This is a genomic window from Halomonas stenophila (genome assembly GCF_014192275.1).
Lineage (GTDB): Bacteria > Pseudomonadota > Gammaproteobacteria > Pseudomonadales > Halomonadaceae > Halomonas > Halomonas stenophila.
Map to the genome: position 1 here is coordinate 268,769 of NZ_JACHXR010000002.1, position 22,797 is coordinate 291,565.

Sequence of the window (22,797 nt, forward strand, 5' to 3'; positions counted from 1 at the left end):
TTCGGCCATCCGTGATCGTTGAAGAAACACTTGCTCATATTCTGGGCGTTCGTCGCCGGATGGGGAAGTCGAGGTGCCTCGGCAAGGTTCCCTTTCCGCGCTCGACATCGGACGTCGCGCGCCTGGGTCGGTTATCCACAGCCTGTGGAAAAGCCTCGGAAATCGTCTATAAACTTATAGATGAGGCAGCCATACGCTTGCCAGAACGACCCAGACGACCGGAACCCCGGTAGGGAGGTGAGTCATGAATACGCTGGAACTGAAGTCCCGCTGGCGTGAATGGCTGATGCTGCTGTTCGGCGCCTGGTTGGTCGTGTCGCCTTTCGTGCTCGGCTTCACCGCGGTCGCCGAGGGAATGGCCATGTGGAGCGCGGTCATCCTGGGCCTGATCGTGGCCGGGTTCGCCGTCGCCGAGATCATGAAGCCCCGGGAGTGGGAAGAATGGGTCAGCGTGGTGCTCGGGGCGGCCCTGATCGTCGCGCCCTTCGCGCTGGGTTTCGCCGCTGCCCCGCTGGCGCTGTGGAACAGCCTGATCATGGGCGTGCTGGTGGGGGGCGATGCCATCTGGAGCCTCGTCGACATGAAGCACCACGGCGGTCACGCCGCCTGACGCCCGAACGCCATGGGCGAAGCGAGAGGGGAGGCCACGGCCTCCCCTCCGTCTTGTCTCAGGGGGCGGGCCACGGCCTGGAACTCGAAAGACTGGCATTCGCTTCATGTCGCAAGGCGTCGTCGGCCTTGGCGGGCGATGCTACCGGCAGCCTCGGTGGTAAGCAGGTCGAACGTCGTCACTCCCGGCGTATCAGGTTGATCAGGCTGCCGTGGCGTATCATCTCGATCTGGCGCGGCGACAGGCCGTGGTGCATGCGGTAGCGCCGGTCGCGGGTGCGGTTGTGCAGGCTGAGTTCCTCGCCCGCCGCCAGCGCCTCGACCGCGTCGTCCAGGGCCAGCTCGTCGTCCTGGGCGATGGTCGCGTAGTCGTCGGGATCGACGAAGGTCAGCGGCACGATGCCGAAGTTGGCCAGGTTCTGCCAGTGGATGCGGGCGAAGGAGAGGGCACAGACCACCCGTAGCCCCAGGTAGCGCGGGGCGATGGCGGCATGCTCGCGGCTCGAGCCCTGACCGTAGTTGCGACCGGCGACGATGACGAAACCGTCGCCGTCGAGGGCCTGGGCGCGTCGGCAGAACTCGGGGTCGACGGCCTTGAAGACATGCTCGGCGATGGCCGGGATGTTGCTGCGCAGCGGCAGCACCTCGGCGCCGGCGGGCATGATCTCGTCGGTGGAGACGTCGTCGCCCACCCGGAGCAGCACCGGGCCGCGGAACGCGGCGGGGATCGGCGCGAAGTCCGGCAGGCTCTTGACGTTGGGGCCCTTGACCAGCGCCACGCCGGCGCCGTCTGCGGCAGGGGGCACCAGCATCTCGCGGTTGATCACCAGGTCCTCGGGCTCGGTGAAGCGCGGATAGTCCATGTCCAGCTCGCGGGGGTCGGTGATCCGACCCGTCAGGGCGGCGGCGGTGGCGGTCTCGGGGCTGCACAGGAACACCCGGTCCTCGGGGGTGCCGGAACGCCCGGGGAAGTTGCGTGGCACGGTGCGTAAGCTGTTGCGGCCGCTGGCCGGCGCCTGGCCCATGCCGATGCAGCCGTTGCAGCCGGCCTGGTGCAGGCGGGCGCCGGCACGGATCAGCCGTGCCAGGTAGCTGTGCAGCGTCAGGTTCTCGAGGATCTGGCGCGAGGTCGGGTTGATGTCGAAGGAAACGCCCGGTGGCACCCGGCGGCCCTCGACCATCATCGCCGGCACCGCGAAGTCGCGCAGTCCCGGGTTGGCCGAGGAGCCCACATAGGCCTGGTAGATGGCCTCGCCGGCCACCTCGCGCACCGGCCGCACCTTGCCGGGGCTGCTGGGCAGGGCGATCAGTGGCTCGAGGCGCGACAGGTCCAGCGTCACCCGCTCGTCGTAGTCGGCGCCATCGTCGGCCTCGAGCGCCCGCCAGGCGTCGCCGCGCTGCTGTCGGGCGAGGAAGCGCCTGACCTCGGCGTCGGCGGGGAATACCGAGGTGGTGGCGCCCATCTCGGTGCCCATGTTGGCGATCACGTGGCGGTCCATGGCGCTCAGGGCGTCGAGCCCGGGACCGTAGTATTCGAAGATACGCCCCGCCCCGCCCTTGACGTCGTAGCGGCGCAGCATCTCCAGCACCACGTCCTTGGCGCTGACCCAGTCGGGCAGCGTGCCGGTCAGTTCCACCCCCACCACCCGGGGCATGGCCAGATACAGCGGCTCGCCGGCCATGGCCAGGGCCACCTCCAGGCCGCCGGCGCCGATGGCCAGCATACCCAGGGCGCCGGCGGCGGGGGTATGGCTGTCCGAGCCGACCAGGGTCTTGCCCGGGACCCCGAAGCGTTCCTGGTGCACCGGGTGGCTGACGCCGTTGCCCGCCGGGCTGAACCAGACGCCGAACTTGCGGCAGGCGCTCTGCAGGAAGAGGTGATCGTCGGGATTCTTGAAGTCCTCCTGGAAGAGGTTGTGGTCGACGTACTGGGCCGACAGCTCGGTGCGCACGCGGTCGCGCCCCATGGCCTCGAACTCCAGCATCACCAGGGTCCCGGTGGCGTCCTGCGTCAGGGTCTGGTCGATCGTCAGCGCGATCTCCTCGCCCGGGATCAGGCGGCCCGACACCAGGTGGGACTCGATCAGTTTCTGGGTCACGTTGCGCCGACTCATGCCTGCCTCCCGCGTCGCTGTCGCTATAGACGTCAGTCTAGCAGCCGGTCCGTGGCGGCCAGCGGGGGCGAGCGGCACCGGCCTCGGGGCGGTCCCCGCCACGTCTGGACTATGCTGGGGACACGATTCCTTATCCCGCCACCCCGAGGCGTGATGCCCCGAGATGGCAAGGGGAACGGCGATGATGCCCAGATTCCTCGGCGGCACCGTGCGACTCGCGGCGCTGTCCATATGTCTGGCAACCCCGCCGGTCGTCGCCCAGGAGACCGAGACCGAGGTCCTGCTCCAGGCCACGCCGGCGGAGGTATCCGTGCGGCGGCCGGCCTTCGCCCCCGATCCCTTCGGCGAGCCGCGTGAGGCCATGGTGCAGGACCATATCGTCGCCCGGGGCGTGGAGGACGAGGCGGTGCTCGCCGCCATGCGTCGGGTGCCGCGACACCGCTTCGCGCCGGAGGTGCCGCCGCGGCGGGCCTATCGCGACGAGCCTCAGCCCATCGGCCACGGCCAGACCATCTCCCAGCCGTACATCGTGGCCCTGATGACCGAACGGTTGGGGCTGGAGCCCGACGATCGCGTCCTGGAGGTGGGCACCGGCTCCGGTTACCAGGCGGCCATCCTCGCCGAGATCGTCCGCGAGGTCGTGACCCTCGAGATCATCCCGGCGCTGGCGACGCAGGCCGCCGAGCGGTTGGACGACCTGGGCTACACCAACATCACCGTGCTCCAGGGCGATGGCTACTATGGCCATCCGTCCCGGGCCCCCTTCGACGCCATCATCGTCACCGCCGCCGCGCGGCATGTGCCGCCACCGCTGGTGGCCCAGCTGCGCTCCGGCGGGCACATGGTGATCCCGGTGGGCCAGATGCTCTGGGTCCAGAACCTGCTGTTGCTGGAGAAGGACGCCGCCGGCGAGATCAGTACCCGCAACCTGGCCTCGGTGCGGTTCGTGCCGCTCACCGGCGGTCATTGAGTGGCGATGACGGGGGCGCCGACACGACTCGACCTGGCGGCCCTGTCGGGGGTGTCGGCCGCCCTGCTGGCGCTGGAGGTGCTGCTGCTGCGGCTCTTCGCCTTCAGCCATTGGCACCACTTCGCCGGCCTGGCGGTCTCCCTGGCCCTGCTGGGCCTGGGAGCGGCCGGCACCACCCTGGCGCTGGCCGGGCGCCACCGCGCCAGCCGCGGGGACGGCTGGTTCCTCGTCGGCCTGCTGGTCACCGGCTTCGGCTACCTGTTGCTGCTCGGCCTGCAGTCCCGGATCGCCCTGCGTCCCCTGGTGGCCGGCTGGCACCCCGCCGAGCTGGCCCGGCTGCTGCTGGTCGACTTCGTCGCCTTCCTGCCCTTCTTCGGGGCCGGCCTGGCCATCGGCCAGGTCTTCCTGCGCTGGCCCCGGCACACCCGGCGCCTCTACGCGGCCGACCTGCTCGGCGGCGGCCTGGGCAGCCTGGGGGCCGCGGGCCTGCTGGCGGTGGCGCCGGTGGAGGTGGGCCTGGCGGTGGTCGCCGCCCTGTTGTTCGCCCTGACCGGCCTCTGGGCCGTCCGGCGTCGCCTACGGGCCGGGGCGCTGGCCGGCCTGCTGGGGCTGGGGATATCGTTGGCCGCCGTGCTCCAGCCGCCGGCGCCGGCGATGTCCGACTTCAAGGCCCTGTCGCGGCTGCGCGAGCTGCCCGGCGTCGAGACCCTGGCGGTCGAGCCCGGGCTGGCCGGCCGGCTGACGGTGCTGCGGGCCGAGAGCCTGCGCTTCGCCCCGGGACTCAGCCTTCGCTGGCCGCGGGGCGTGCCGGCCCAGGACGTCGCGGTGATCGGCAGCGACCGGGTGGTGCCGCTGCCACGCGCCTGGCCGGCGCCCGCCGAGCACCTGGCGGCCTCCCTGGCGGGCCTGCCGCTGCGCCTGCGTCCCGAGGGCCCGGTGCTGGTGCTGGGCAGCAGCGCCTGGCAGACCCCGCTGGCCGCCCAGGGCCGGCCGGTGAGCTGGGGGGAGCCGGACGGCCGGCTGCTCGACATCGCCCGGGCTCGAGGCGCCCCCGAGGCCGGCATGACGCTGGTGGAGGAGGGCGCCTGGCGCTTTCTCGCCACCGCCGAACCGGGCGCCTTCGCCGTGATCGCCCTAGACCGCGCCTGGGCGGGCGGCGACGCCGCCAGCGAGGACTATGCGCTGACGGTCGAGGGGCTGTCACTGGCGCTGGCGGCCCTGTCGGACGACGGCCTGCTGGCCATCCCGCTGCCCCTGGATTACCCGCCGCGCCACTATCCGCGCCTGATGGCCAGCCTGACGGAGGCCCTGGCCCGGCAGGACGGGCCGGCCCCGGGCGAGCGGGTCGCCGTGCTGCGCGGCCTGCAGGCGCTGCTGGTGCTGGCCTCGCCGCAAGCGCTGAGCGAGGCGGACCGGGGCACGCTGAGCGCCTTCGCCGAGCGCTGGCGCTTCGACACGGCCTGGCGACCGGGCCTGGACCGGGAGGCGACCAACCGCTTCCACCGCCTGGACACGCCGCTCTTCCATGACATCGCCCGGGCCGTCTTCGCCGGTCGCCCGCTGCCGGCCGAGGCCCGGCGCTTCCACACCGCCCCGGCGGAACTCGACCGGCCCTATCCGTGGCGCTCGCTGGCCTGGTCCCAGGCACCGGGCCTGGTGCAGGAGCTGGGCGGCCGGGGCTGGAGCTACCTCGACTGGACGCTGATCCTGTCGCTGGTCGCCACCCTGGTGGCGAGCCTGCTGGCCTTCCTGCTGATCCTGGTGCCGCTGGGACGGCTGCCGCCGATCCGCCCGCCCTTCCGCCGGCTCTCGGTGGCCGGCTACTTCGCCGCGCTGGGCTTCGGCTACATCCTGGTGGAGCTGGTGATCTTCCAGCGCCTGATCCTCTACCTGGGCGAGCCGGTGCTCGCCGCCGCCCTGGTTTTCGCCACCTTCCTGGTCGGCTCGGGGCTGGGCAGCGCCATGGCCCCCGAAAGCGCGACCCGGGCCAGCCGGCGGACGGTCTATCTCGCCGTGGCCGGCGGTCTCGCCCTGGCCCTGGTGCCCTTCGCCGCCGTTCGGCTGTTGAGCGAGCCGGTACTGCCGCTGCGGCTGCTGGTCCTGGTCGCACTGCTGTTGCCGCTGGCCTGGGCCATGGGGCGTCCCTTCCCCTGGGCACTGCGCCAGCTCGCCGACCAGCGCCGCTGGATCCCCTGGGCCTGGGGCATCAACGGCTTCGCCTCGGTACTGGGAGCCTCGCTGGCCTCGCTGGTCTCGGTGCAGTTCGGCCAGTCCACCACCCTGGCCGCCGGCATCCTCTGCTACGTGGCGGCCTTCGCCATCGCCGGGCGCTGGTTGACGCCGCGCTGAGGGGAGCCGCCTCGCCGCGCCATGGTGAGAATGCCGTGCGCGACCTATGCTGGCGGGAGACGTCCGCCGGTGGTCTGCGTGACCGGCATGGCGAAGGGCATCGCCAGCGATCCGCCGGTCGCTCACCGATATCCGGGGAGTTCGAGGACATGCCGCTCGATGCCTTTCACCCCGCCGTGACGGCCTGGTTCCGGAGCGAGCTCGGCGACCCCACCGAGGTCCAGGCGCGTGCCTGGCCGGCGATCGGCGCCGGCGAGCACGTGCTGATCGCCGCGCCCACCGGCTCGGGCAAGACCCTGGCGGCCTTCCTGGCGGCCATCGATGCCCTGGTGCGCCGGGGGCTGGCGGAGGGCCTCGCCGACGAGCCGGCGGTGCTCTATGTCTCGCCGCTGCGCGCGCTGTCCAACGATATCCAGCGCAACCTGCAGCGGCCGCTGGCCGGCATCACCGAGCGGCTCGAGGCCGCCGGCCTGCCCGCCCCGGCGATCCGCGCCTGGGTGCGCACCGGCGACACCCCGCCCGGCGAACGCGAGCGGATGCGCCGACGCCCGCCGCATATCGTGGTCACCACCCCCGAATCGCTGTATCTGCTGCTCACCTCGGACTCGGGCCGGCGCATGTTGGCTAGCGTCGGCACGGTGATCGTCGACGAGATCCATGCCGTGGCCGCCGGCAAGCGGGGTTCGCACCTGACGCTGTCGCTGGAACGCCTGGCCGGCCTGACGCCGCGACCGCCGCAGCGCATCGGCCTCTCGGCGACACAGCGACCGGTGGCGGCCGTCGCCGACTTCCTCACCGGCGGCGAGGCCTGTCGCATCGTCGACACCGGCCACGCCCGCGAGCGCGACCTGGGTCTCGAGGTGCCCGGCGCGCCGCTCGCCGCGGTGATGGCGAACGAGGCCTGGGAGGAGGTCTACGACCGCCTGGCGGCGCTGGCCGAGGCACAGCGCACCACCCTGGTGTTCGCCAACACCCGGCGGGTCTGCGAGCGCGTGGCCCGCCACCTGGCGGAGCGGCTGGGCGCGGCGGCGGTGACCTCCCACCACGGCAGCCTGGCCCGCGAGCACCGCCTGGAGGCCGAGCAGCGCCTCAAGCGCGGCGAACTGCGGGTGCTGGTGGCCACCGCCTCCCTGGAGCTGGGCATCGACATCGGCGAGGTGGACCTGGTCTGCCAGCTTGGCTCGCCGCGCTCCATCGCCGCCCTGCTGCAGCGGGTGGGCCGCTCCGGTCATGGCGTCGGTCGCCTGCCCCGGGGACGGCTGTTTCCGCTGACCCGCGACGATCTGCTGGAGTGCACGGCGCTGCTCGACGCCGTGGCCCGGGGTGAGCTGGACCGGCTGCGGATCCCCGACGGGCCGCTGGACGTGCTGGCCCAGCAACTGGTGGCGGAGGTCGCCGCGGCCGGCGAGTGCGAGGAGGCGGCGCTGTACGCCCGGGTGCGCCGGGCCTGGCCGTATCGCGCCCTGTCCCGGGGGGCCTTCGACGCCGTGCTACAGATGCTCGCCGACGGCTACACCACTCGCCGCGGGCGGCGCGGCGCCTACCTGCACCGCGACCGCGTCAACGCCCGGCTGCGCCCGCGGCGTGGTGCGCGGCTGGTCGCGCTGACCAACGGCGGCGCCATCCCCGACCAGTTCGACTACGACGTGGTGCTGCAGCCCGAGGGGCTCAGGGTCGGCACGGTCAACGAGGACTTCGCCTTCGAGAGCATGCCCGGCGACGTCTTCCAGCTCGGCAACCAGGGCTATCGCATCCTCAAGGTGGCGACTGGCCGGGTGTTCGTCGAGGACGCCAGGGGGACGCCGCCCAGCCTCCCGTTCTGGCTCGGCGAGGCGCCGGGGCGCAGCGACGAGCTCTCGGCGGCGGTCTCGCGGCTGCGCGGCGAGGTCGACGCACGCCTGGCCGAGGGCGGCGAGGCCGCGGCCCGGGCCTGGCTGGCCGAGGCCCAGGGGCTGCCGGTCGGTGCCGCCGAGCAGCTCGCCGGCTATCTCGCCACCGCCCGGGCGGCGCTGGGCGCGTTGCCCACCCAGGCGCGGCTGGTGCTCGAGCGCTTCTTCGACGAGGCCGGCGACATGCACCTGGTGCTGCATTCTCCCTACGGCTCGCGGCTCAATCGCGCCTGGGGGCTGGCGCTGCGCAAGCGTTTCTGCCGCAAGTTCAACTTCGAGCTTCAGGCGGCGGCCCTGGAGGACAGCATCGTGCTGTCGCTGGGCCCCGCCCACAGCTTCCCGCTGGACGAGGTCTGGCACTACCTGAGCCGCGCGCGGGTGCGCGAGGTGCTGATCCAGGCGCTGCTCGACGCGCCGATGTTCGCCCTGCGCTGGCGCTGGAACGCCTCCGTCGCCCTGGCCGTGCCGCGCACCCGCAACGGCCGGCGGCGCCCGCCCCAGCTGCAGCGCCAGGACGCCGAGGACCTGCTCTCGGTGGTGTTCCCCGATCAACTGGCCTGCGCCGAGAACCTCGCGGGTGCCCGCGAGATCCCCGATCATCCCCTGGTCACCCAGACCCTCGCCGACTGCCTGGAGGAGGCCATGGACCTGGCCGGACTCGAGCGCCTGCTGGCACGCCTGGAAGGCGGCGAGATCGCCGTCGACGCCCGTGACCTGGCGCGACCCTCGCCGCTGGCCGAGGAGGTGGTCAACGCCCGGCCCTATGCCTTCCTCGACGACGGCGCCCAGGAGGAGCGACGCACCCTCAGCGTGCGCAGCGGCGGCGCGCTGGATCCGGCGGAGGCCGCGGCCACGGCCCGCTATGCGCCGGCGATCGTGCAGCGGGTCCGCGAGGAGACCTGGCCGGCGCCGCGCGATGCCGACGAGCTCCACGACGCCCTGGTGCTGTGCGGCTTCCTCACCGCCGCCGAGGGCGAGGCGTGGTGGCCCTGGTTCCGGGCCCTGGCCGAGGCGCGGCGCGCCACCGCGGTCGATGTGGCCGACGGCGAGACGCTGTGGGTGGCCGCCGAGCGGCTGGCCGAGCTGCTGCGGCTTCGGCCATCGGCCTCCCCCGAGCCGCCCATCGCGGCGCTGGGCCCGGTCCCCGAGGACGACGACGCGGCCCTGGTCGAGCTGCTGCGCTCGCGGCTGGAGGCACTGGGGCCGGTCACCGCGGCGGCACTGGCCGCCCCGCTGGGCGTCCCGCCGGCGCGGGCGGCGACGGCGCTGGCGCGCCTGGAAGGCGAGGGCTTCGTGCTGCGGGGCGCCTTCACCGACGCCGCGGACGCGCCCCAGTGGTGCGAGCGGCGCCTGCTGGCGCGGATGCACCGCTACGCCCTGGAGCGCCGGCGCGCCGAGATCGAGCCGGTCAGCGTGCGCGACTACCTGCGCTTCCTGCTCGACTGGCATGGCCTGGGCGAGCGGCCGGAGGGACCGGAGGCCCTGGCCGCGGCGGTGGCCGGGCTGGAGGGCTTCGCGGTGGCGGCGGGGGCTTGGGAACAGGAGGTGCTGCCGGCCCGGGTGGCGGGCTATGCACCGCACCTGCTCGACCAGCTGCTGGCCAGCGGACGCTTCGTGTGGCTGCGCCTGGCGGCGCCGCGACCGGCGGGCGCCGGCGGTCGGCGTCGCACCGGGCCGCTGCGCAACACCCCCATCGCCCTGGTGGAGCGCGGGGCCCTGGCCCCCTGGCGCCGCACCGCCACGGCGGCGGACGCTGAGGCCCCGGCGCCGTCCGCTGGGGCGCAGCGGGTGCTCGATGCCCTGCGCGCCGGCGGGGCGATGTTCTTCGCCGACCTGGTGGACGCCACCGGCATGCTGCGCACCCAGGTGGAGGCGGCGCTGGGCGAACTGGTGGCCGACGGGCTGGCGACCTCGGATACCTTCAACGGCCTGCGCGCGCTGATCGCCCCCGCCCACCAGCGTCCGTCGTTCGGCGCCGCGACCGGCCGGCGCCGCCGTCGCCAGGCCCCGGGGGTGGACGCGGCGGGCCGCTGGTCCGCCCTGCCGCCGGTGGCGCACGAGGCCCCGGCCCCGGGGCGGCGCTTCACCACCGACCCGGCGCATCTCGAGCGCGTCGCCTGGGTGCTGCTGCGCCGCTACGGCGTGGTCTTCCATCGCGTGCTCGAGCGCGAGGCGGCGCTGCCGCCCTGGCGCGAGTTGCTTTACGTCTATCGGCGCCTCGAGGCGCGCGGCGAGATCCGTGGCGGGCGCTTCGTGGCGCAGTTCGCCGGCGAGCAGTTCGCGCTCCCCGAGGCGGTGGGGGCGCTGAAGGCCATGCGCCGGCGGGCGCCGGACGACACCCGTATCGCCGTCTCGGCCGCCGACCCGCTCAACCTGATCGGCATCCTCACGCCTGGAGGCCGCCTGCCGGCGGTGCCGGGCAACCGCCTGCTGTATCGCGACGGCGCGCCCGAGGCGGTGCTGAAGCACGGCGAGGTCGAGACGCTGGCACCGCTGGACGAGGCCGAGCGGTGGCGGGTCGTGCAGTGGCTGCGCCGCGACGCCGGCCATCGGCCATTGCCTGCCGATACGCGGTTCACTGGTGCGTCGCCCGACGCCGGGCCTTGATGCCCGGGTGGCGCGTCGGCCGCCTGCGGTGTCGGAGGGGCGCGTCGTTCGTGGCTGGGACTTCCCGTCGAAGACCAGTGGTGCGTCACGTCACACGACGTGCACCGGACGGCAGACTGCTAACTTGGAGAGGTAACGGTGAGCGATGGGGTCATAGAGGGGGCGGGATCATGAGCGAGCATTCTCCCGAGGGGATTCGCAACATCGCCCTGACCGGCCCGGCGGGTGGGGGCAAGACGACCCTCGCCGAGGCCCTGCTGGCGGCGGCCGGGGCCATCGGTGCCGCCGGCAGCGTGGACAAGGGGTCGACGGTCAGCGACGCCGGCCCCCAGGAGAAGGCGCTGCAGCATTCCATCGCCGCCTCGGTGATGGGGCTCGAGTGGAGGGAGGCCTGGATCAACCTCATCGATACCCCCGGCTACGTGGACTTCCAGGGCGCCACCCTGTCCATCCTGCCCGCCGTGGAAACGGTGGCGGTGGTGATCGACGCCGAGAGCGGGGTCGATGCCACGGCGCGGCGGATGATGCAGTGGGCCGGAGAGCGCGGCCTGTGTCGGCTGATCATCATCAACCGCATCGATGTCGCCGCGGCCCGGCTCGAGGCGCTTCTCGACGACCTCCGCGACACCTTCGGCAGCGAGTGCCTGCCCCTCGACCTGCCGGCGGATGGGGCCCGGCAGGTCGTGGACTGCTTCTTTGCGCCCCAGGGGACGGCGGACTTCTCGTCGGTCGAGGCCGCTCACGAGCAGCTGGTCGACCAGGTGGTGGAGGTGGACGAGGCGCTGATGGCGCTCTACCTGGAGCAGGGCGAGGCACTCAGCCCCGAGCAGCTCCATGCCCCCTTCGAGGCGGCACTGCGCGACGCTCACCTGGTGCCGGTGTGCTTCACCTCGGCGGCCACCGGGGCCGGGATCCCCGAGCTGCTGGAGATCTTCGCCCGACTGATGCCCAATCCTCTGGAGAGCAATCCGCCGCCCTTCCTGCGCCAGGACGACACGGGCACCCACGAGTACCGGGCTCGCCCGGACCCCGAGGCCCACGTGCTGGCCCACGTGGTCAAGGTCGAGCACGATCCCTTCCTCGGCAAGCTGGCGGTGTTCCGCATGCACCAGGGCAGCGTTTCCCGGGATACCCGGCTGCTGGCCGGGGAGGCCCGCAAGCCCTTCCGGGTCGGTCCGCTGTTTCGCCTCCAGGGCCGGGAGCATCTCGAGGTGGAGCGCCTCGGGCCCGGCGAGATCGGTGCCCTGGCCAAGGTCGAGGAGGCGAGTCTCGACACCGTGCTGCACGACTCCCACGACGAGGACCACATCCACCTGCGTCCGGTGGCCGTGCCGGCCCCGGTGTTCGGCCTGGCGATCCGCGCGCGGCGCCACGGCGACGAGCAGAAACTCACCGAGGCCCTGAGCCGCCTGGTCGAGGAGGATCCCGGCCTGCGAGTGGAGCAGGACGCCGCCACCCGGGAGACCGTGCTGCGCGGCCAGGGTGAGCTGCACCTGCGCATGGCCCTGGAACGCCTGGGCGAGCGCTACCGGGTCGAGGTGGACACCCGCCCGCCCTCCATCGCCTACCGCGAGACCATCCGTGCCCCGGCCGAGGGGCATTGCCGGCACAAGAAGCAGAGCGGCGGTGCCGGCCAGTTCGGCGAGGTGTTCCTGAGCGTCGAGCCGCTGCCCCGCGGGGCCGGGTTCGAGTTCGCGGACAGCATCCGTGGCGGGGCCATCCCGTCGTCGCTGCTGCCGGCAGTGGAGAAGGGCGTGCGCCAGGCCATGGAGGAGGGGGCCGTCGCCGGCTATCCGCTCCAGGACCTCCGGGTGGTGGTGCAGGATGGCAAGACGCATCCCGTGGACTCCAAGGAGATCGCCTTCGTCATCGCCGGCCGCAAGGCCTTCCTGGATGCGGTGCACAAGGCCGGCCTGCAGGTGCTGGAGCCCCTGGTCGAGCTGGAGGTCGAGGGCCCGGGGACGGCGATGGGCGATCTGACCGCGGATCTCGCCGCCAGCCGTGGCCGGATCCAGGACACCCGGACCCTGGGCGACCAGGTCAGCATCCAGGCGCTGGTCCCCCTGGCGGAAGTCGCCGACTATCCCATGCGTCTCAACGCCCTGACCGGCGGCAGTGGCCGCTACACGCTGCGCTTCAGCCACTACGAGCCGGCCCCGGAGGCGGTACAGCAGGCCCTGGTCCAGGCCCATCGAGCGAAACGGGCGGAGGCGTGAACGAGTTCCGGGGGCGCGATGGCCTCCCCATCGGGCGCGAGGCTGACTAGGCTTGTCTAAAGGCCCTTGAACGACACGCGGGAGGGTGATCCCCATGTCCATGGAACGCGTCACACGCTTTCTCGACGAGAACGGCGTGAAATATGTCATTCAGCAGCATTCCCCGGCCTATACCGCCCAGGAGGTCGCCGAGGCGGCTCATGTGCCCGGCCGTCATTTCGCCAAGAGCGTCATGATCACCGTCGACGGCCGCCTCGCACTGGCGGTGCTGCCGGCCACCGATCGGGTCGACCTGCGTCGGTTGGCCCAGTCGCTCGGCGTCCAGGCCGTCGAGTTGGCCGAAGAGGGCGAGTTCAGCGGTCGCTTCCCCGACTGCGAGCCCGGCGCCATGCCGCCGTTCGGTAACCTCTTCGACCTGGAGGTCTTCGTCTCGCCGCACCTGGCCGAGGCCGACATCATCGCCTTCAATGCCGGCAACCACCGCGAGGTCATGCAGCTCGCCTACAGCGTCTTCGATCGGCTCGTGAAACCCTCGGAAGTGGCGATGTAAGGATCGGGCCCGTCCGAGCGGGCCCGAAGTTCAGGTAGCCGCGCTCATCGGAGAAGGGGGCGAAGCGCTCGCAGGCCTCCCGAGTCCAGGCAATGTTGGTCGCCGAATCGCCTGGCTCGTCCCAGTTGGATTCCACGCCCAGGAGGAAGGGCGCGTCGCGGGTCTCGAAGGCGGTGGGGCCACCATCCTGCCGCGCCATGGCGCCGCCCAGGTGCCAGACATCCACGGTGGACAGCGCCGAAGGGCGCTCCGCGGCCAGCTCGAGCAGGCGCTCGATGGCCGCGTCGTCGAAACGTCGCAGGTAGCGGGACTTCCAATAGTAGTGCCGGCCCTGGGGGTAGTCGCCGTCGAGCAACTGCTGGACCTCGACGAAGGGCATCACGCCGCTGAAGTCGGTCAGCGGCTCGCCCAGGCCGCGTAGCGGGGCCGTGACCCGCTCGCCCTCGGCCGGGTCGCCGGCGTAGCAGGCCGCCAGCAGCACGTAGGGCTTGCCATGGGCCGCTTGCGGATAGTCCGGCTCCTCGGGGATGGTGCCGCAGATGGCGAAGGAACTGACGGATTCGGGGGCCTGCTCGGTGAAGTCCCGGTAGCCGCCCAGCACCTCTCGGCCGATCTCGGCGGGATAGAAGGTCGCGCTGAACACCGGGCCCGCCAGCTCAGCCGGGATCCCCTGCAGCTACTGCTGATCTTCGTCGGCCTGTTCGAGGAGGCCGCGGCGACGCTCACCGAACCCTATCCGGGATGCCTGTTCGCCTCCTACTGCTATGAGGCGGAGCAGTTCGACCGGGGCATCCACGGCATCATCACCGCCACCATGGGGACCTGGCGCAGCCGGCTCGGCGAGCAGCTGCGCCGGGTGGCCGAACGCTATCCGCCGCGCCTCGAGGTGGACCTGGAGAGTCTGGCCGATGCCATCACGGTGGTCTTCGAGGGAGCCTTCATCGTCTCCAGGACCTACCGGGAGCCGGCGGTGGTGGCCCAGCAGCTGCGCCATTACCGCAACTACCTGGACCTGCTGTTCAGTCCCGACCTGGCCTGAGGATCGAGTGGACCATGCCGACGGAGTCGTGACGACACCTTCGCCATCGGCAACCGGCGACTATCCTTGGGGAAGCGGCATCCCCCTTCCACAACACACTTCAGAGGGTGGTCCCCATGTCCATGGAGCGAGTGACGCGCTTTCTCGACGAGAACGGCGTCAAGTATGTGATCCTGCAGCATTCCCCCGCCTATACCGCCCAGGAGATCGCCGAGGCGGTCCACGTGCCCGGCCGGCACTTCGCCAAGAGCGTGCTGGTCACCATCGATGGCCGCTTCGCCCTGGCGGTCCTGCCGGCCACCGACCGGGTCGACCTGCGACGGCTGGCCCAGTCCGTCGGCGCCCAGGCCGTCGAGCTGGCGGAGGAGGCCGACTTCCGGCGCTGCTTCCCCGACGGTGAGCCCGGCGCCATGCCGCCGTTCGGCAACCTCTTCGACCTGGAGGTGTTCGTCTCGCCACACCTGGCCGAGGCCGACATGATCGCCTTCAATGCCGGCAGCCACCGGGAGGTCATGCAGCTGTCCTACAGTGCCTTCGACCGCCTGGTGAAACCGGCGGAAGTGGCGATGTAGTAGCCGCCCGTTCGCGGGTCGAGGGAGAGACGCCTCATTCTTCCGCCGAGCGCTGGGGCGTGGCCTCGCGCTGCTTGACCTGCCAGGCCTCCAGTGAGAAGGCCGGCGCCGTGGACGGCGGCAGCGGGTCACGGCCGAGAACGTGATCGGCGCCCTTCTCGCCGATCATGATGGTCGGCGCGTTGATGTTGCCGTTGGTGACGCTGGGCATGATCGAGGAGTCGATCACCCTCAGCCCCTCGATGCCGTGGACCCGGCACTGCGGATCGACCACCGCCAGAGCGTCGGTGCCCATGCGGCAGGAGCCGCAGGGGTGATAGGCGGTCTCGGCGGTCTCGGCGACCCAGGCGTCGATCTCGTCGTCACTCTGCACGCCGGGGCCGGGGGAGAGCTCCTCGCCGCGGTAGGGATCGAAGGCAGGCTGGGCGAAGATCTCCCGGGTCAGGCGCAGGGCACGGCGATAGTCGTCCTTGTCTTCCTCGTCCTGCAGGTAGTTGAAGATCATCGACGGCGGGGCCTCGGGGTCGGCGGAGGTCAGGCGCACGTGCCCGCGGCTCCTGGGCTTGTTGGCGCCCAGGTGGACCTGGAAGCCATGGCCCTCGGCGGCGCTGGAGCCGTCGTAGGCGATGGCGCCGGCCAGGAAGTGGTATTGCAGGTCGGGGTAGCGCAGCCCCGCGCGACTGCGGATGTAGCCGTTGGACTCGAACTGGTTGCTGGCGCCCAGCCCCTGCTTGAAGAAGAACCAGCGCGCGCCGATCCACAGCCGCGCCAGGGGGTTGAGCCAGCCGTTGAGGGTGATCTTCTGGGTACAGCTCTGCTGCACCCATACCTCCAGGTGATCGTGGAGGTTCTCGCCCACGCCGGGCAGGTCGTGGATCACCTCGATGCCGTGCTCGCGGAGGTGCTCGGCCGGTCCGATGCCGGACAGCATCAGCAGCTTGGGCGAGTTGAAGGCACTGGCCGAGAGGATCACCTCGCGGCGGGCCTGCACCCGCACGGTCTTGCCCCGTTGGCGGTATTCGACGCCCACGGCGCGCTTGCCGTCCATCAGCACCCGGGTGGTCAGGGCGTGCATCTCGAGCGTCAGGTTGTCGCGCGCCAGCGCCGGCTTGAGGTAGGCGTTGGCGGTGGAACAGCGCACCCCGTCGCGCACCGTCATGTCCATGCGGCAGAAGCCTTCCTGGCGATAGCCGTTGTAGTCCGCCGTTTCGCCGTAGCCCGCCTGGCGACCGGCCTCGATGAAGGCGCGGTAGAGGGGGTTCGCCATGTTGTTGCCGTTGCATACCCCCAGCGGGCCGCCGCTGGCCCGATAGTCGTCGGCGCCGTAGAGGCAGTCCTCGGCGCGCTTGAAGTAGGGCAGCACCTCGGCATAGCCCCAGCCCTCGGCGCCGCGTTCGACCCACTCGTCGAAATCGCCGGCGCAGCCGCGCACGTAGGCCATGCCGTTGATCGAGGAGGAGCCGCCGATCACCTTGCCGCGGGCCTGGTGGATACGCCGCCCGCCGAGGCCGGGTTCCGGCTCGGTGTAGAGCTCCCAGTCGAAGCGCGGCTTGTTGAGGGGGATCGAGAAGGCGATGGGCATCTGGATGTAGATCGAATCGTCCTTGCCGCCGAATTCCAGCACCAGCACCTGATGCTGGACGTCGGCGCTGAGTCGGTCGGCGAGCACCGAGCCGGCCGAGCCCGAGCCGACGATCACGTAGTCGACGACCCGGTCGAAGGTGGCATCGTTCATCGTAGCGTCCCTCCTCGCCTGGTCGGGGTCATGTCGAGCGGCCGGTCGCGGAGGGCGTGTCCGGCATGATCGTTTCGCCCCCGGGCAGCTCCCGCTGGGTGTGCAGGAAGAACAGGTGGCGTTCGTACTGGTCGAGGATATCGGCGATCACCTGCTCCTTGGTGTAGCCGTAGATGTCGTAGCCCTGGCCGCCCTCGCCGATATGCACCTGCAGCCGGTAGTAGTGGGTGCCGGCACGGGTGGCGCGGATCGAGAAGGCGGGCATGGCACTGCGGTGCGGCCACACCTGGTAGGTGAAGTTCGGCTCGTCGCCGAGGTCGACGTTGAGCTCGAGGTGCTCGGCCTCGACGAGTTCGGCGGTGATGCCCTGTTCGCCGAGCACCTCGCGGATCTCCTCCATGGCCGGCCGGACCGCCTCGCCGAGGCAGCGCTGCACCTGTTCGTGGTTGGGGAAGTGCATGGTCCGGGACAGCCGCTGGCGCCAGTGATGGCTCACGCCCTCGCCGGGCAGGCGCCCCGAGAGGTGGCCGGCCATGCTGCCGCGCAGGCTGTCTTCCTTGAGCCCTTCCACCTTCAGTGCCTTGAACAGCCCGAGCATCATCAGGAAGAGCACGAAGGCGAAGGGCAGCCCCATGACCACCACCGTGCTCTGCAGGGCGCCGAGCCCGCCGGCCATCAGCAAGGCCAGGGTCAGCACGCCGATGATCGCCGCCCACAGGATGCGCATCCAGGAGGGGGCGTCATGGTTGGGGTCGGTGAGCACCGAGGTGAGATTGGAGAGCACCAGCGAGCCGGAATCCCCGGAGGTGACGAAGAACACGATGGCCAGGATGGTGGCCACCACCGTGGTCAGCCCCACCCAGGGGAAGCTCTGCAGGAAGAGGTAGATGGACGAGCCGGGATTGTTGATGGCCTGCTCGCCGAAGTCGGCGACGCTGGCGGTACCGGTCATCACCAGGTCGATGGCGCTGTTCCCCATGATCGACATCCAGGCCATCATGAAGGTCAGCGGCAGGATCAGGGTGCCGGCGACGAACTGGCGGATGGTGCGGCCCCGAGAGATGCGCGCCAGGAAGAGCCCGACGAAGGGCCCCCAGGCGATCCACCAGGCCCAGAAGAACACCGTCCAGGCATTGAGCCAGTCCGATGGCGGATCGAAGGCGTAGGTGTCGAACGACAGGCGGGCGAAGTGGGCCAGGTAGTCGCCGACGTTCATCACCAGGGCGTTGAGCAGGAACAGCGTCTTGCCGGTGAACAGCACGAACAGCATCAGCAGCACGGCCAGCAGCATGTTGAACTCGGACAGCCGGCGGATGCCCTTGTCGACCCCGGTCACCGCCGAGATCGCCGAGAAGACCACGATCAGCACCGCCAGCGCCGCCTGGGTGGCAGTATTCTCCGGTATATCGAACATGTAGTGCAGGCCGAAGTTGAGTTGGATGATGCCGATCCCCAGGCTGGTGGCGATGCCGAACACCGTGCCCAGCACGGCGGCGATATCCACGGTGTGGCCGATGGGCCCGTGGATGCGCCGCCCGAACAAGGGGTAGAGGGCGGATCGGATGGTCAGCGGCAGGCCGTGACGATAGCTGAAGAAGGCCAGCGACATGCCCACCAGGGTGTAGATCCCCCAGCCGGACAGCCCCCAGTGCAGGAAGGTCAGCTCCATGGCGTGGCGGGCCGCCTCGGGGGTGCCGCCCTCGCCGACCGGCGGGGCCAGGAACTGGGTGACCGGCTCGGCGATGCAGAAGAACAGCAGGTCGATGCCGATGCCGGCGGAGAACAGCATGGCGGCCCAGGTGATGACGTTGAAGTCCGGGGTCGAGTGCGCCGGTCCCAGGCGCAGCTTGCCGTGGCGAGACAGGCCGATGCAGACGACGAACACCAGGTAGGCCACCACGGCGAGGAAGTAGAACCAGCCGAAGCTGTCGGAAATCCAGGCCAGCACGGTGTTGATGACGTTGCCGGCCGCCTGGGTGAAGAACATGGTCCACAGCGCGAAGGCGACGATGCCGATGGCCGACCCGTAGAACACCACGGGGTTGATGCGGTCACGGCGCGGCTCGGTGGAGGGAACTTGGGTATTGGCCATGCCTTGCTCCTTGAAGGCCTCATCCGCGGTCCGGTGAGGCGTCGTCCATGGCCGGCTCGAGGCCGGGGGTGGTGCCGCAGGCTGCGCGAAGCCTGTACGGCGGCGCTGCGCGGGCGTGCGACGCGGGAGGCGAGCAGACTTTCTGGGTATAGGAAGCTCGCGGCGCAGGCGTCAAGTGATGCCCCGTGGTGCACAGGGCAATTGCAGTTAGCTGTGGCGCTCGGAGTTGCTCCGTCGACAGGTCTGCGAGGGGGCGCTGTGAACCCCTCCCTGGGCGCTACCGACGCCCTGCGGCGCTCTCGCGTCCCGCTTCGCTTGCAGGACCGGTGCTGGCCATCCATGGCCAGCCCGTTCGGAGCAGTGCTCCTCACCCATGGCGTAGGACCCCCTCTACGACCTGTCCCCGTCGCCCCTCGCCACCCAACTGCGATAGCCCTCCCGTGGTGCAGCCTGTGACTTGCCTCTCCGGTGAGGCTGCTGGATACTGTTTATACATACAGCTATCAGGAGGCGCCATGTCATCGCCGAGGCCGTCTCTCGCTCGCGTGCCGGCCGCTGCCGAGCCGCGGCCCGCCGGGTCGAGCCAGCCGCTGCTGGGCTGCCGGGTGCGGGCCGGCTTTCCCAGTCCCGCGGACGATCACCTGGACGTGGAGATCGACCTGCATGCCCATGTGGTGCGCCGCCCGGCGGCCACCTACTTCGTGCGCGCCGAGGGCGACTCGATGCTCGGCGACGGCATCCACGACGGCGACCTGCTGGTGGTGGACCGCAGCCTGGAGCCCCTGCCGGGGCGGGTGGTGATCATCGCCGTGGATGGCGAGCCCACCGTCAAGCGACTGACTCGGCGTGCCGGGCGGACCTTCCTGGAGGCCAGCAACCCGTGCTTCGCGCCGATGCCGCTGGAGGGGCGCGAGTGCCAGGTGTGGGGGGTGGTGACCCATGTGCTGCATGCCCTGCCCGGGGCGGCGCCATGATCGCCCTGGTCGACAGCAACGACTTCTACGTCAGCTGCGAGCGGGTCTTCGACCCACGCCTGGAGGGGCGGCCGGTGGGCGTGCTCTCCAACAACGACGGCTGCGTGGTGGCCCGCTCGGCGGAGCTCAAGGCGCTGGGCGTGGCCATGGGCGCGCCGATGCACCTGCTGTCGCCGGCAATCCGCCGCCAGGCGACGCTGCTCTCCAGCAACTATGCCCTCTACGGTGACATGAGCCGGCGGGTCAACCTGGTGCTCGGCGAGTTCTCCCCGGACGTGGAGGTGTACTCCATCGACGAGAGTTTCGTCGGCTTCGCGGGTCACGCGCCTTCGCGACTCGAGGCCCTGGGGCGTCGGCTGCGCGAGACCGTGGGACGGGACACGGGGATCCCGGTCTGCGTGGGCCTGGCGCCGACCCGGGTGCTGGCCAAGGCGGCCAACCGCGTCGCCAAGACGTCGCCCGCGCTGGGTGGGGTCTGCCGCCTCGATGCCGAGTCCGCGGCGACCCGCCGGGTGCTGGAGGGGCTGCCGGTGCATGCGCTGTGGGGCGTGGCCCGGCGCAGCGCCGAGCGCCTGGCGCTGATGGACATTCATACCGCCTGGCAGCTCCGCGAGGCCGATCCCAAGCGCATCCGTCGCGCCTTCTCGGTGGTGCTCGAACGCATCGTCTGGGAGCTGCGCGGCCGGCCGGCCATCCTGCTGGACGATCTGGCCGCGCCACGCCAGCGGATCATGGTCTCGCGCTCCTTCGGCCGTCTGACCGGCGACTGGCGGGACCTCCAGGAGGCGGTGCGCCAGCACGGCGCCCGAGTCGCCGAGAAGCTGCGCCGCCAGGGCAGCCTGGCCCGGGCCGTGCTGGTGTTCCTGCGCAGCGATCCGCACCGGCTCGGTGAGCGCCAGTACCACAACAGCGTGGTGGTGCCGCTGGCCGGGCCCAGTGACGACAGCCGCGCGCTGCTCGAGGCCGCCGGCCGGGGACTGGCGGCGATCTTCCTCGAGGGCGTGCGTTACCAGAAGTGCGGCGTGATGCTGATGGACCTGGTGGATGTCGAGTGCCACCAGCTCTCCCTGCTGGCGTCCCGGGACGAGACCGCCCGGGGGCGCGATCGGCGCCTGATGACGGCGGTGGACCGACTCAACCGCGAGATGGGCCGCGATACCGTGCGCTTCGGGCTGCCGCGCCAGGACACCGCCTGGGCGCTGCGCTGCGAGCGGCGCACTCCGCGCTACACCACCCGCTGGAACGAGCTGATGCGGGTCAAGGTGCGCTGAGCCGTGCCGGTGAGCGGCCGCCGTGGCGGGGCGAGTTTCGAGGGGAGGCGTGTGCCGCACCGGTCGATCGCGACAGGCGCGGGTCGACAACGGGGGATGGGCGGTATCATGCCGCGAACGCCAGGGGGCGCATGGAAAAACCGCCATCCGGAGCGCACCGGATGGCGGTTTTTTGCGGTGCTCTGGTGCCGGTGAGAGGAATCGAACCCCCGACCTACGCATTACGAGTGCGTTGCTCTACCGACTGAGCTACACCGGCGTGCCGTGCATCATACGATCACCACGCCGGCCTGCCAAGCGCGCCCGGGGCCAGGCCCCGGGCGCGGCGCTCAGAAGGCGTGGTCGCGTCCCGCGGCCTTGGCGCGCTCCCGGGAGCTGGGGTTCACCGAGGCGCGGAAGGGCATCTCGCAGACCACGGCATCGACCGGTTGCCCGGGGATGTCGAGGAACTCGTCGGGCAGCCAGGCCACCAGGACGGTGCCGAGCGCCGCCGACGCCACCGGCACATAGGCCATGGCGATGTTGGTGCCGAGTTCCGGCGAGTACCAGGGCGAGGTGATCCAGCCGCAGGGCTCGCCCTCGGCGTCGTGGCCGACCAGCCAGAAGTCCGGGGCATAGTCCTCGATGGGCCGGCCGCCCAGCTTGAGCCCCACCAGCTGGTGGGTGAACGGCGGCTGGCCCTGGTTGACCAGCTCGCGGGTCCGCTCCAGGGCGTCGCGGCCGATGTAGTCGGCCTCCTTGGCCTTGGGCACCATGTGGCCGAGGTTGCACTGGAAGGGGTTGGTCTCGTGGTCCAGGTCCTGGCCATAGGAGAGGATGCCGGCGGCGATGCGGCGGTGGTGGGCCGGGGCGATCACCTTGAGGCCGTACTTCTCCCCCTTGTCGAGGATGGCGTTCCAGATGGTCTCGGCGTGCAGCGTGGAGTCGTAGGCGTAGACCTCGTAGCCCTTCTCGCCGGAGAAGCCGGTCTGGGAGATGAGCACCTCGGCGCCCTCGATGCTACCTGCCATCAGCCCGTAGTAGGGCACCTCGCGCACGCCTTCTCCGACCAGGTCGGCGATCAGGTCCTCGGACTTCGGGCCCTGGACCTGCAGCGGCGAGACATCGATCTCGTCGATGGTGACGTCGTAGCGCAGGCCATGGTTGATGCCCTTGAACCAGTAGGCCAGGTCCGAGTCGCTGATGGTGAACCAGAACTCGTCATCCGCGACGCGCAGCATCACCGGGTCGTTGAGCACATGGCCCTGCTCGTCGCAGAGCACCACATAGCGGCCCATCATCGTCGGCACCCGGGTCACGTCGCGGGTGCAGACATGGTTGCAGAAGGCCTCGGCGTCGGGGCCCTTGACGCGGATCGGCCGTTCGACGGCGACGTTCCACAGGGTCACGTCGTTGACCAGCGCCCGGTATTCCTCCATGGCACCGCCGTCCTCGGGGCGCACGTAGGCGCGCGGATGATACATGCGGTTGTAGACGGTGGCCTTCCAGCAACCGGCCTCGACCGAGAGGTGCCAGTAGGGGGACTTGCGCACGCGGTTGGAGATCAGCATCTGGATGCCGGGGTCGCCGCTCTGGCGGAGGTTGACCGGTACCAGGCGGTCGCCCTGATCGATGGACCGCTGGAAGTTGACGTTGGGTTGCTTGGACATGGCTCGGCACTCCTCGCCCGTTCATATGCCTGAGGGCGGAGTCGTGGGCGGCGAGAGGGCGGTCATGCCGAGACCGTCGCCGAGTCACCCACGACTCTGACCCGCGCGGGCGGACGCCCGGAGGCGCCCGCGAGGCGACGGCCGCGCCCTGGAGGCCGTCG

15 protein-coding genes and 1 tRNA gene are annotated in these 22,797 nt (G+C 71.1%); 10 read left to right on the forward strand and 6 right to left on the reverse strand.

Annotation, left to right across the window (positions count from 1 at the left end):
• The first annotated feature begins 244 nt into the window (after positions 1-244).
• Complete coding sequence (locus tag FHR97_RS05220; protein ID WP_183382719.1) at positions 245-610, forward strand: SPW repeat protein; 366 nt, start codon at positions 245-247, stop codon at positions 608-610.
• 178 nt (positions 611-788) lie between these two features.
• Here the strand turns inward: FHR97_RS05220 and FHR97_RS05225 are convergent, their stop codons facing one another.
• Complete coding sequence (locus FHR97_RS05225) at positions 789-2,723, reverse strand: aconitate hydratase (protein ID WP_183382720.1); 1,935 nt, start codon at positions 2,721-2,723, stop codon at positions 789-791.
• A 181-nt stretch (positions 2,724-2,904) separates the two neighbouring features.
• Here FHR97_RS05225 and FHR97_RS05230 point away from each other — a divergent pair, with 181 nt between their 5' ends.
• The 5 genes from FHR97_RS05230 to FHR97_RS05250 all read left to right on the forward strand — a co-directional run bounded on the left by FHR97_RS05230 (position 2,905) and on the right by FHR97_RS05250 (position 13,304).
• Positions 2,905-3,693 carry a protein-L-isoaspartate(D-aspartate) O-methyltransferase gene (locus tag FHR97_RS05230; protein WP_246403783.1) on the forward strand — a complete coding sequence of 263 codons (789 nt, stop codon included), beginning with the start codon at positions 2,905-2,907 and terminating at the stop codon, positions 3,691-3,693.
• A gap of 6 nt (positions 3,694-3,699) precedes the next feature.
• Positions 3,700-6,042, forward strand: a complete 2,343-nt coding sequence (locus tag FHR97_RS05235) for a hypothetical protein (RefSeq protein ID WP_183382721.1) — start codon at positions 3,700-3,702, stop codon at positions 6,040-6,042.
• A gap of 149 nt (positions 6,043-6,191) precedes the next feature.
• Positions 6,192-10,538, forward strand: coding sequence for a DEAD/DEAH box helicase (locus FHR97_RS05240; protein WP_183382722.1), 4,347 nt, complete (start codon positions 6,192-6,194; stop codon positions 10,536-10,538).
• 170 nt (positions 10,539-10,708) lie between these two features.
• A complete protein-coding gene (gene fusA / locus FHR97_RS05245) occupies positions 10,709-12,754 on the forward strand; it encodes an elongation factor G (protein WP_183382723.1) in 2,046 nt (681 codons plus the stop codon).
• A gap of 94 nt (positions 12,755-12,848) precedes the next feature.
• Positions 12,849-13,304: an aminoacyl-tRNA deacylase gene (locus FHR97_RS05250; protein ID WP_183382724.1), complete on the forward strand. Its 456-nt coding sequence runs from the start codon at positions 12,849-12,851 to the stop codon at positions 13,302-13,304.
• On the opposite strand, the gene FHR97_RS05255 is transcribed toward FHR97_RS05250, so the two are convergent.
• Positions 13,243-13,947, reverse strand: coding sequence for a hypothetical protein (locus FHR97_RS05255; RefSeq protein ID WP_183382725.1), 705 nt, complete (start codon positions 13,945-13,947; stop codon positions 13,243-13,245). The genes FHR97_RS05250 and FHR97_RS05255 overlap by 62 nt on opposite strands.
• 102 nt (positions 13,948-14,049) lie before the next feature.
• Here FHR97_RS05255 and FHR97_RS05260 point away from each other — a divergent pair, with 102 nt between their 5' ends.
• Complete coding sequence (locus FHR97_RS05260) at positions 14,050-14,343, forward strand: hypothetical protein (protein ID WP_484494472.1); 294 nt, start codon at positions 14,050-14,052, stop codon at positions 14,341-14,343.
• A 116-nt stretch (positions 14,344-14,459) separates the two neighbouring features.
• Positions 14,460-14,915 carry an aminoacyl-tRNA deacylase gene (locus FHR97_RS05265; RefSeq protein ID WP_183382727.1) on the forward strand — a complete coding sequence of 152 codons (456 nt, stop codon included), beginning with the start codon at positions 14,460-14,462 and terminating at the stop codon, positions 14,913-14,915.
• 34 nt (positions 14,916-14,949) lie between these two features.
• Here FHR97_RS05265 and betA read toward each other — a convergent pair whose 3' ends face one another.
• Both betA and betT read right to left on the reverse strand, forming a co-directional pair.
• Positions 14,950-16,650, reverse strand: a complete 1,701-nt coding sequence (betA, locus tag FHR97_RS05270) for a choline dehydrogenase (protein WP_183382728.1) — start codon at positions 16,648-16,650, stop codon at positions 14,950-14,952.
• A 28-nt stretch (positions 16,651-16,678) separates the two neighbouring features.
• Entirely contained in the window at positions 16,679-18,742 is a 2,064-nt protein-coding gene (betT, locus tag FHR97_RS05275) for a choline BCCT transporter BetT (RefSeq protein ID WP_183382729.1), read from the reverse strand.
• A gap of 515 nt (positions 18,743-19,257) precedes the next feature.
• Here betT and FHR97_RS05280 point away from each other — a divergent pair.
• Both FHR97_RS05280 and FHR97_RS05285 read left to right on the forward strand, forming a co-directional pair.
• Positions 19,258-19,716, forward strand: coding sequence for a LexA family protein (locus FHR97_RS05280; RefSeq protein ID WP_183382730.1), 459 nt, complete (start codon positions 19,258-19,260; stop codon positions 19,714-19,716).
• Positions 19,713-20,987 carry a Y-family DNA polymerase gene (locus FHR97_RS05285; RefSeq protein ID WP_183382731.1) on the forward strand — a complete coding sequence of 425 codons (1,275 nt, stop codon included), beginning with the start codon at positions 19,713-19,715 and terminating at the stop codon, positions 20,985-20,987. The genes FHR97_RS05280 and FHR97_RS05285 overlap by 4 nt, the downstream gene beginning before the upstream one ends.
• A gap of 183 nt (positions 20,988-21,170) precedes the next feature.
• On the opposite strand, the gene FHR97_RS05290 is transcribed toward FHR97_RS05285, so the two are convergent.
• Positions 21,171-21,246 (reverse strand) — tRNA-Thr (locus tag FHR97_RS05290).
• Between the two features lie 70 nt (positions 21,247-21,316).
• Entirely contained in the window at positions 21,317-22,636 is a 1,320-nt protein-coding gene (locus tag FHR97_RS05295) for a glycine cleavage T C-terminal barrel domain-containing protein (RefSeq protein WP_183382732.1), read from the reverse strand.
• Positions 22,637-22,797 lie beyond the last annotated feature (161 nt).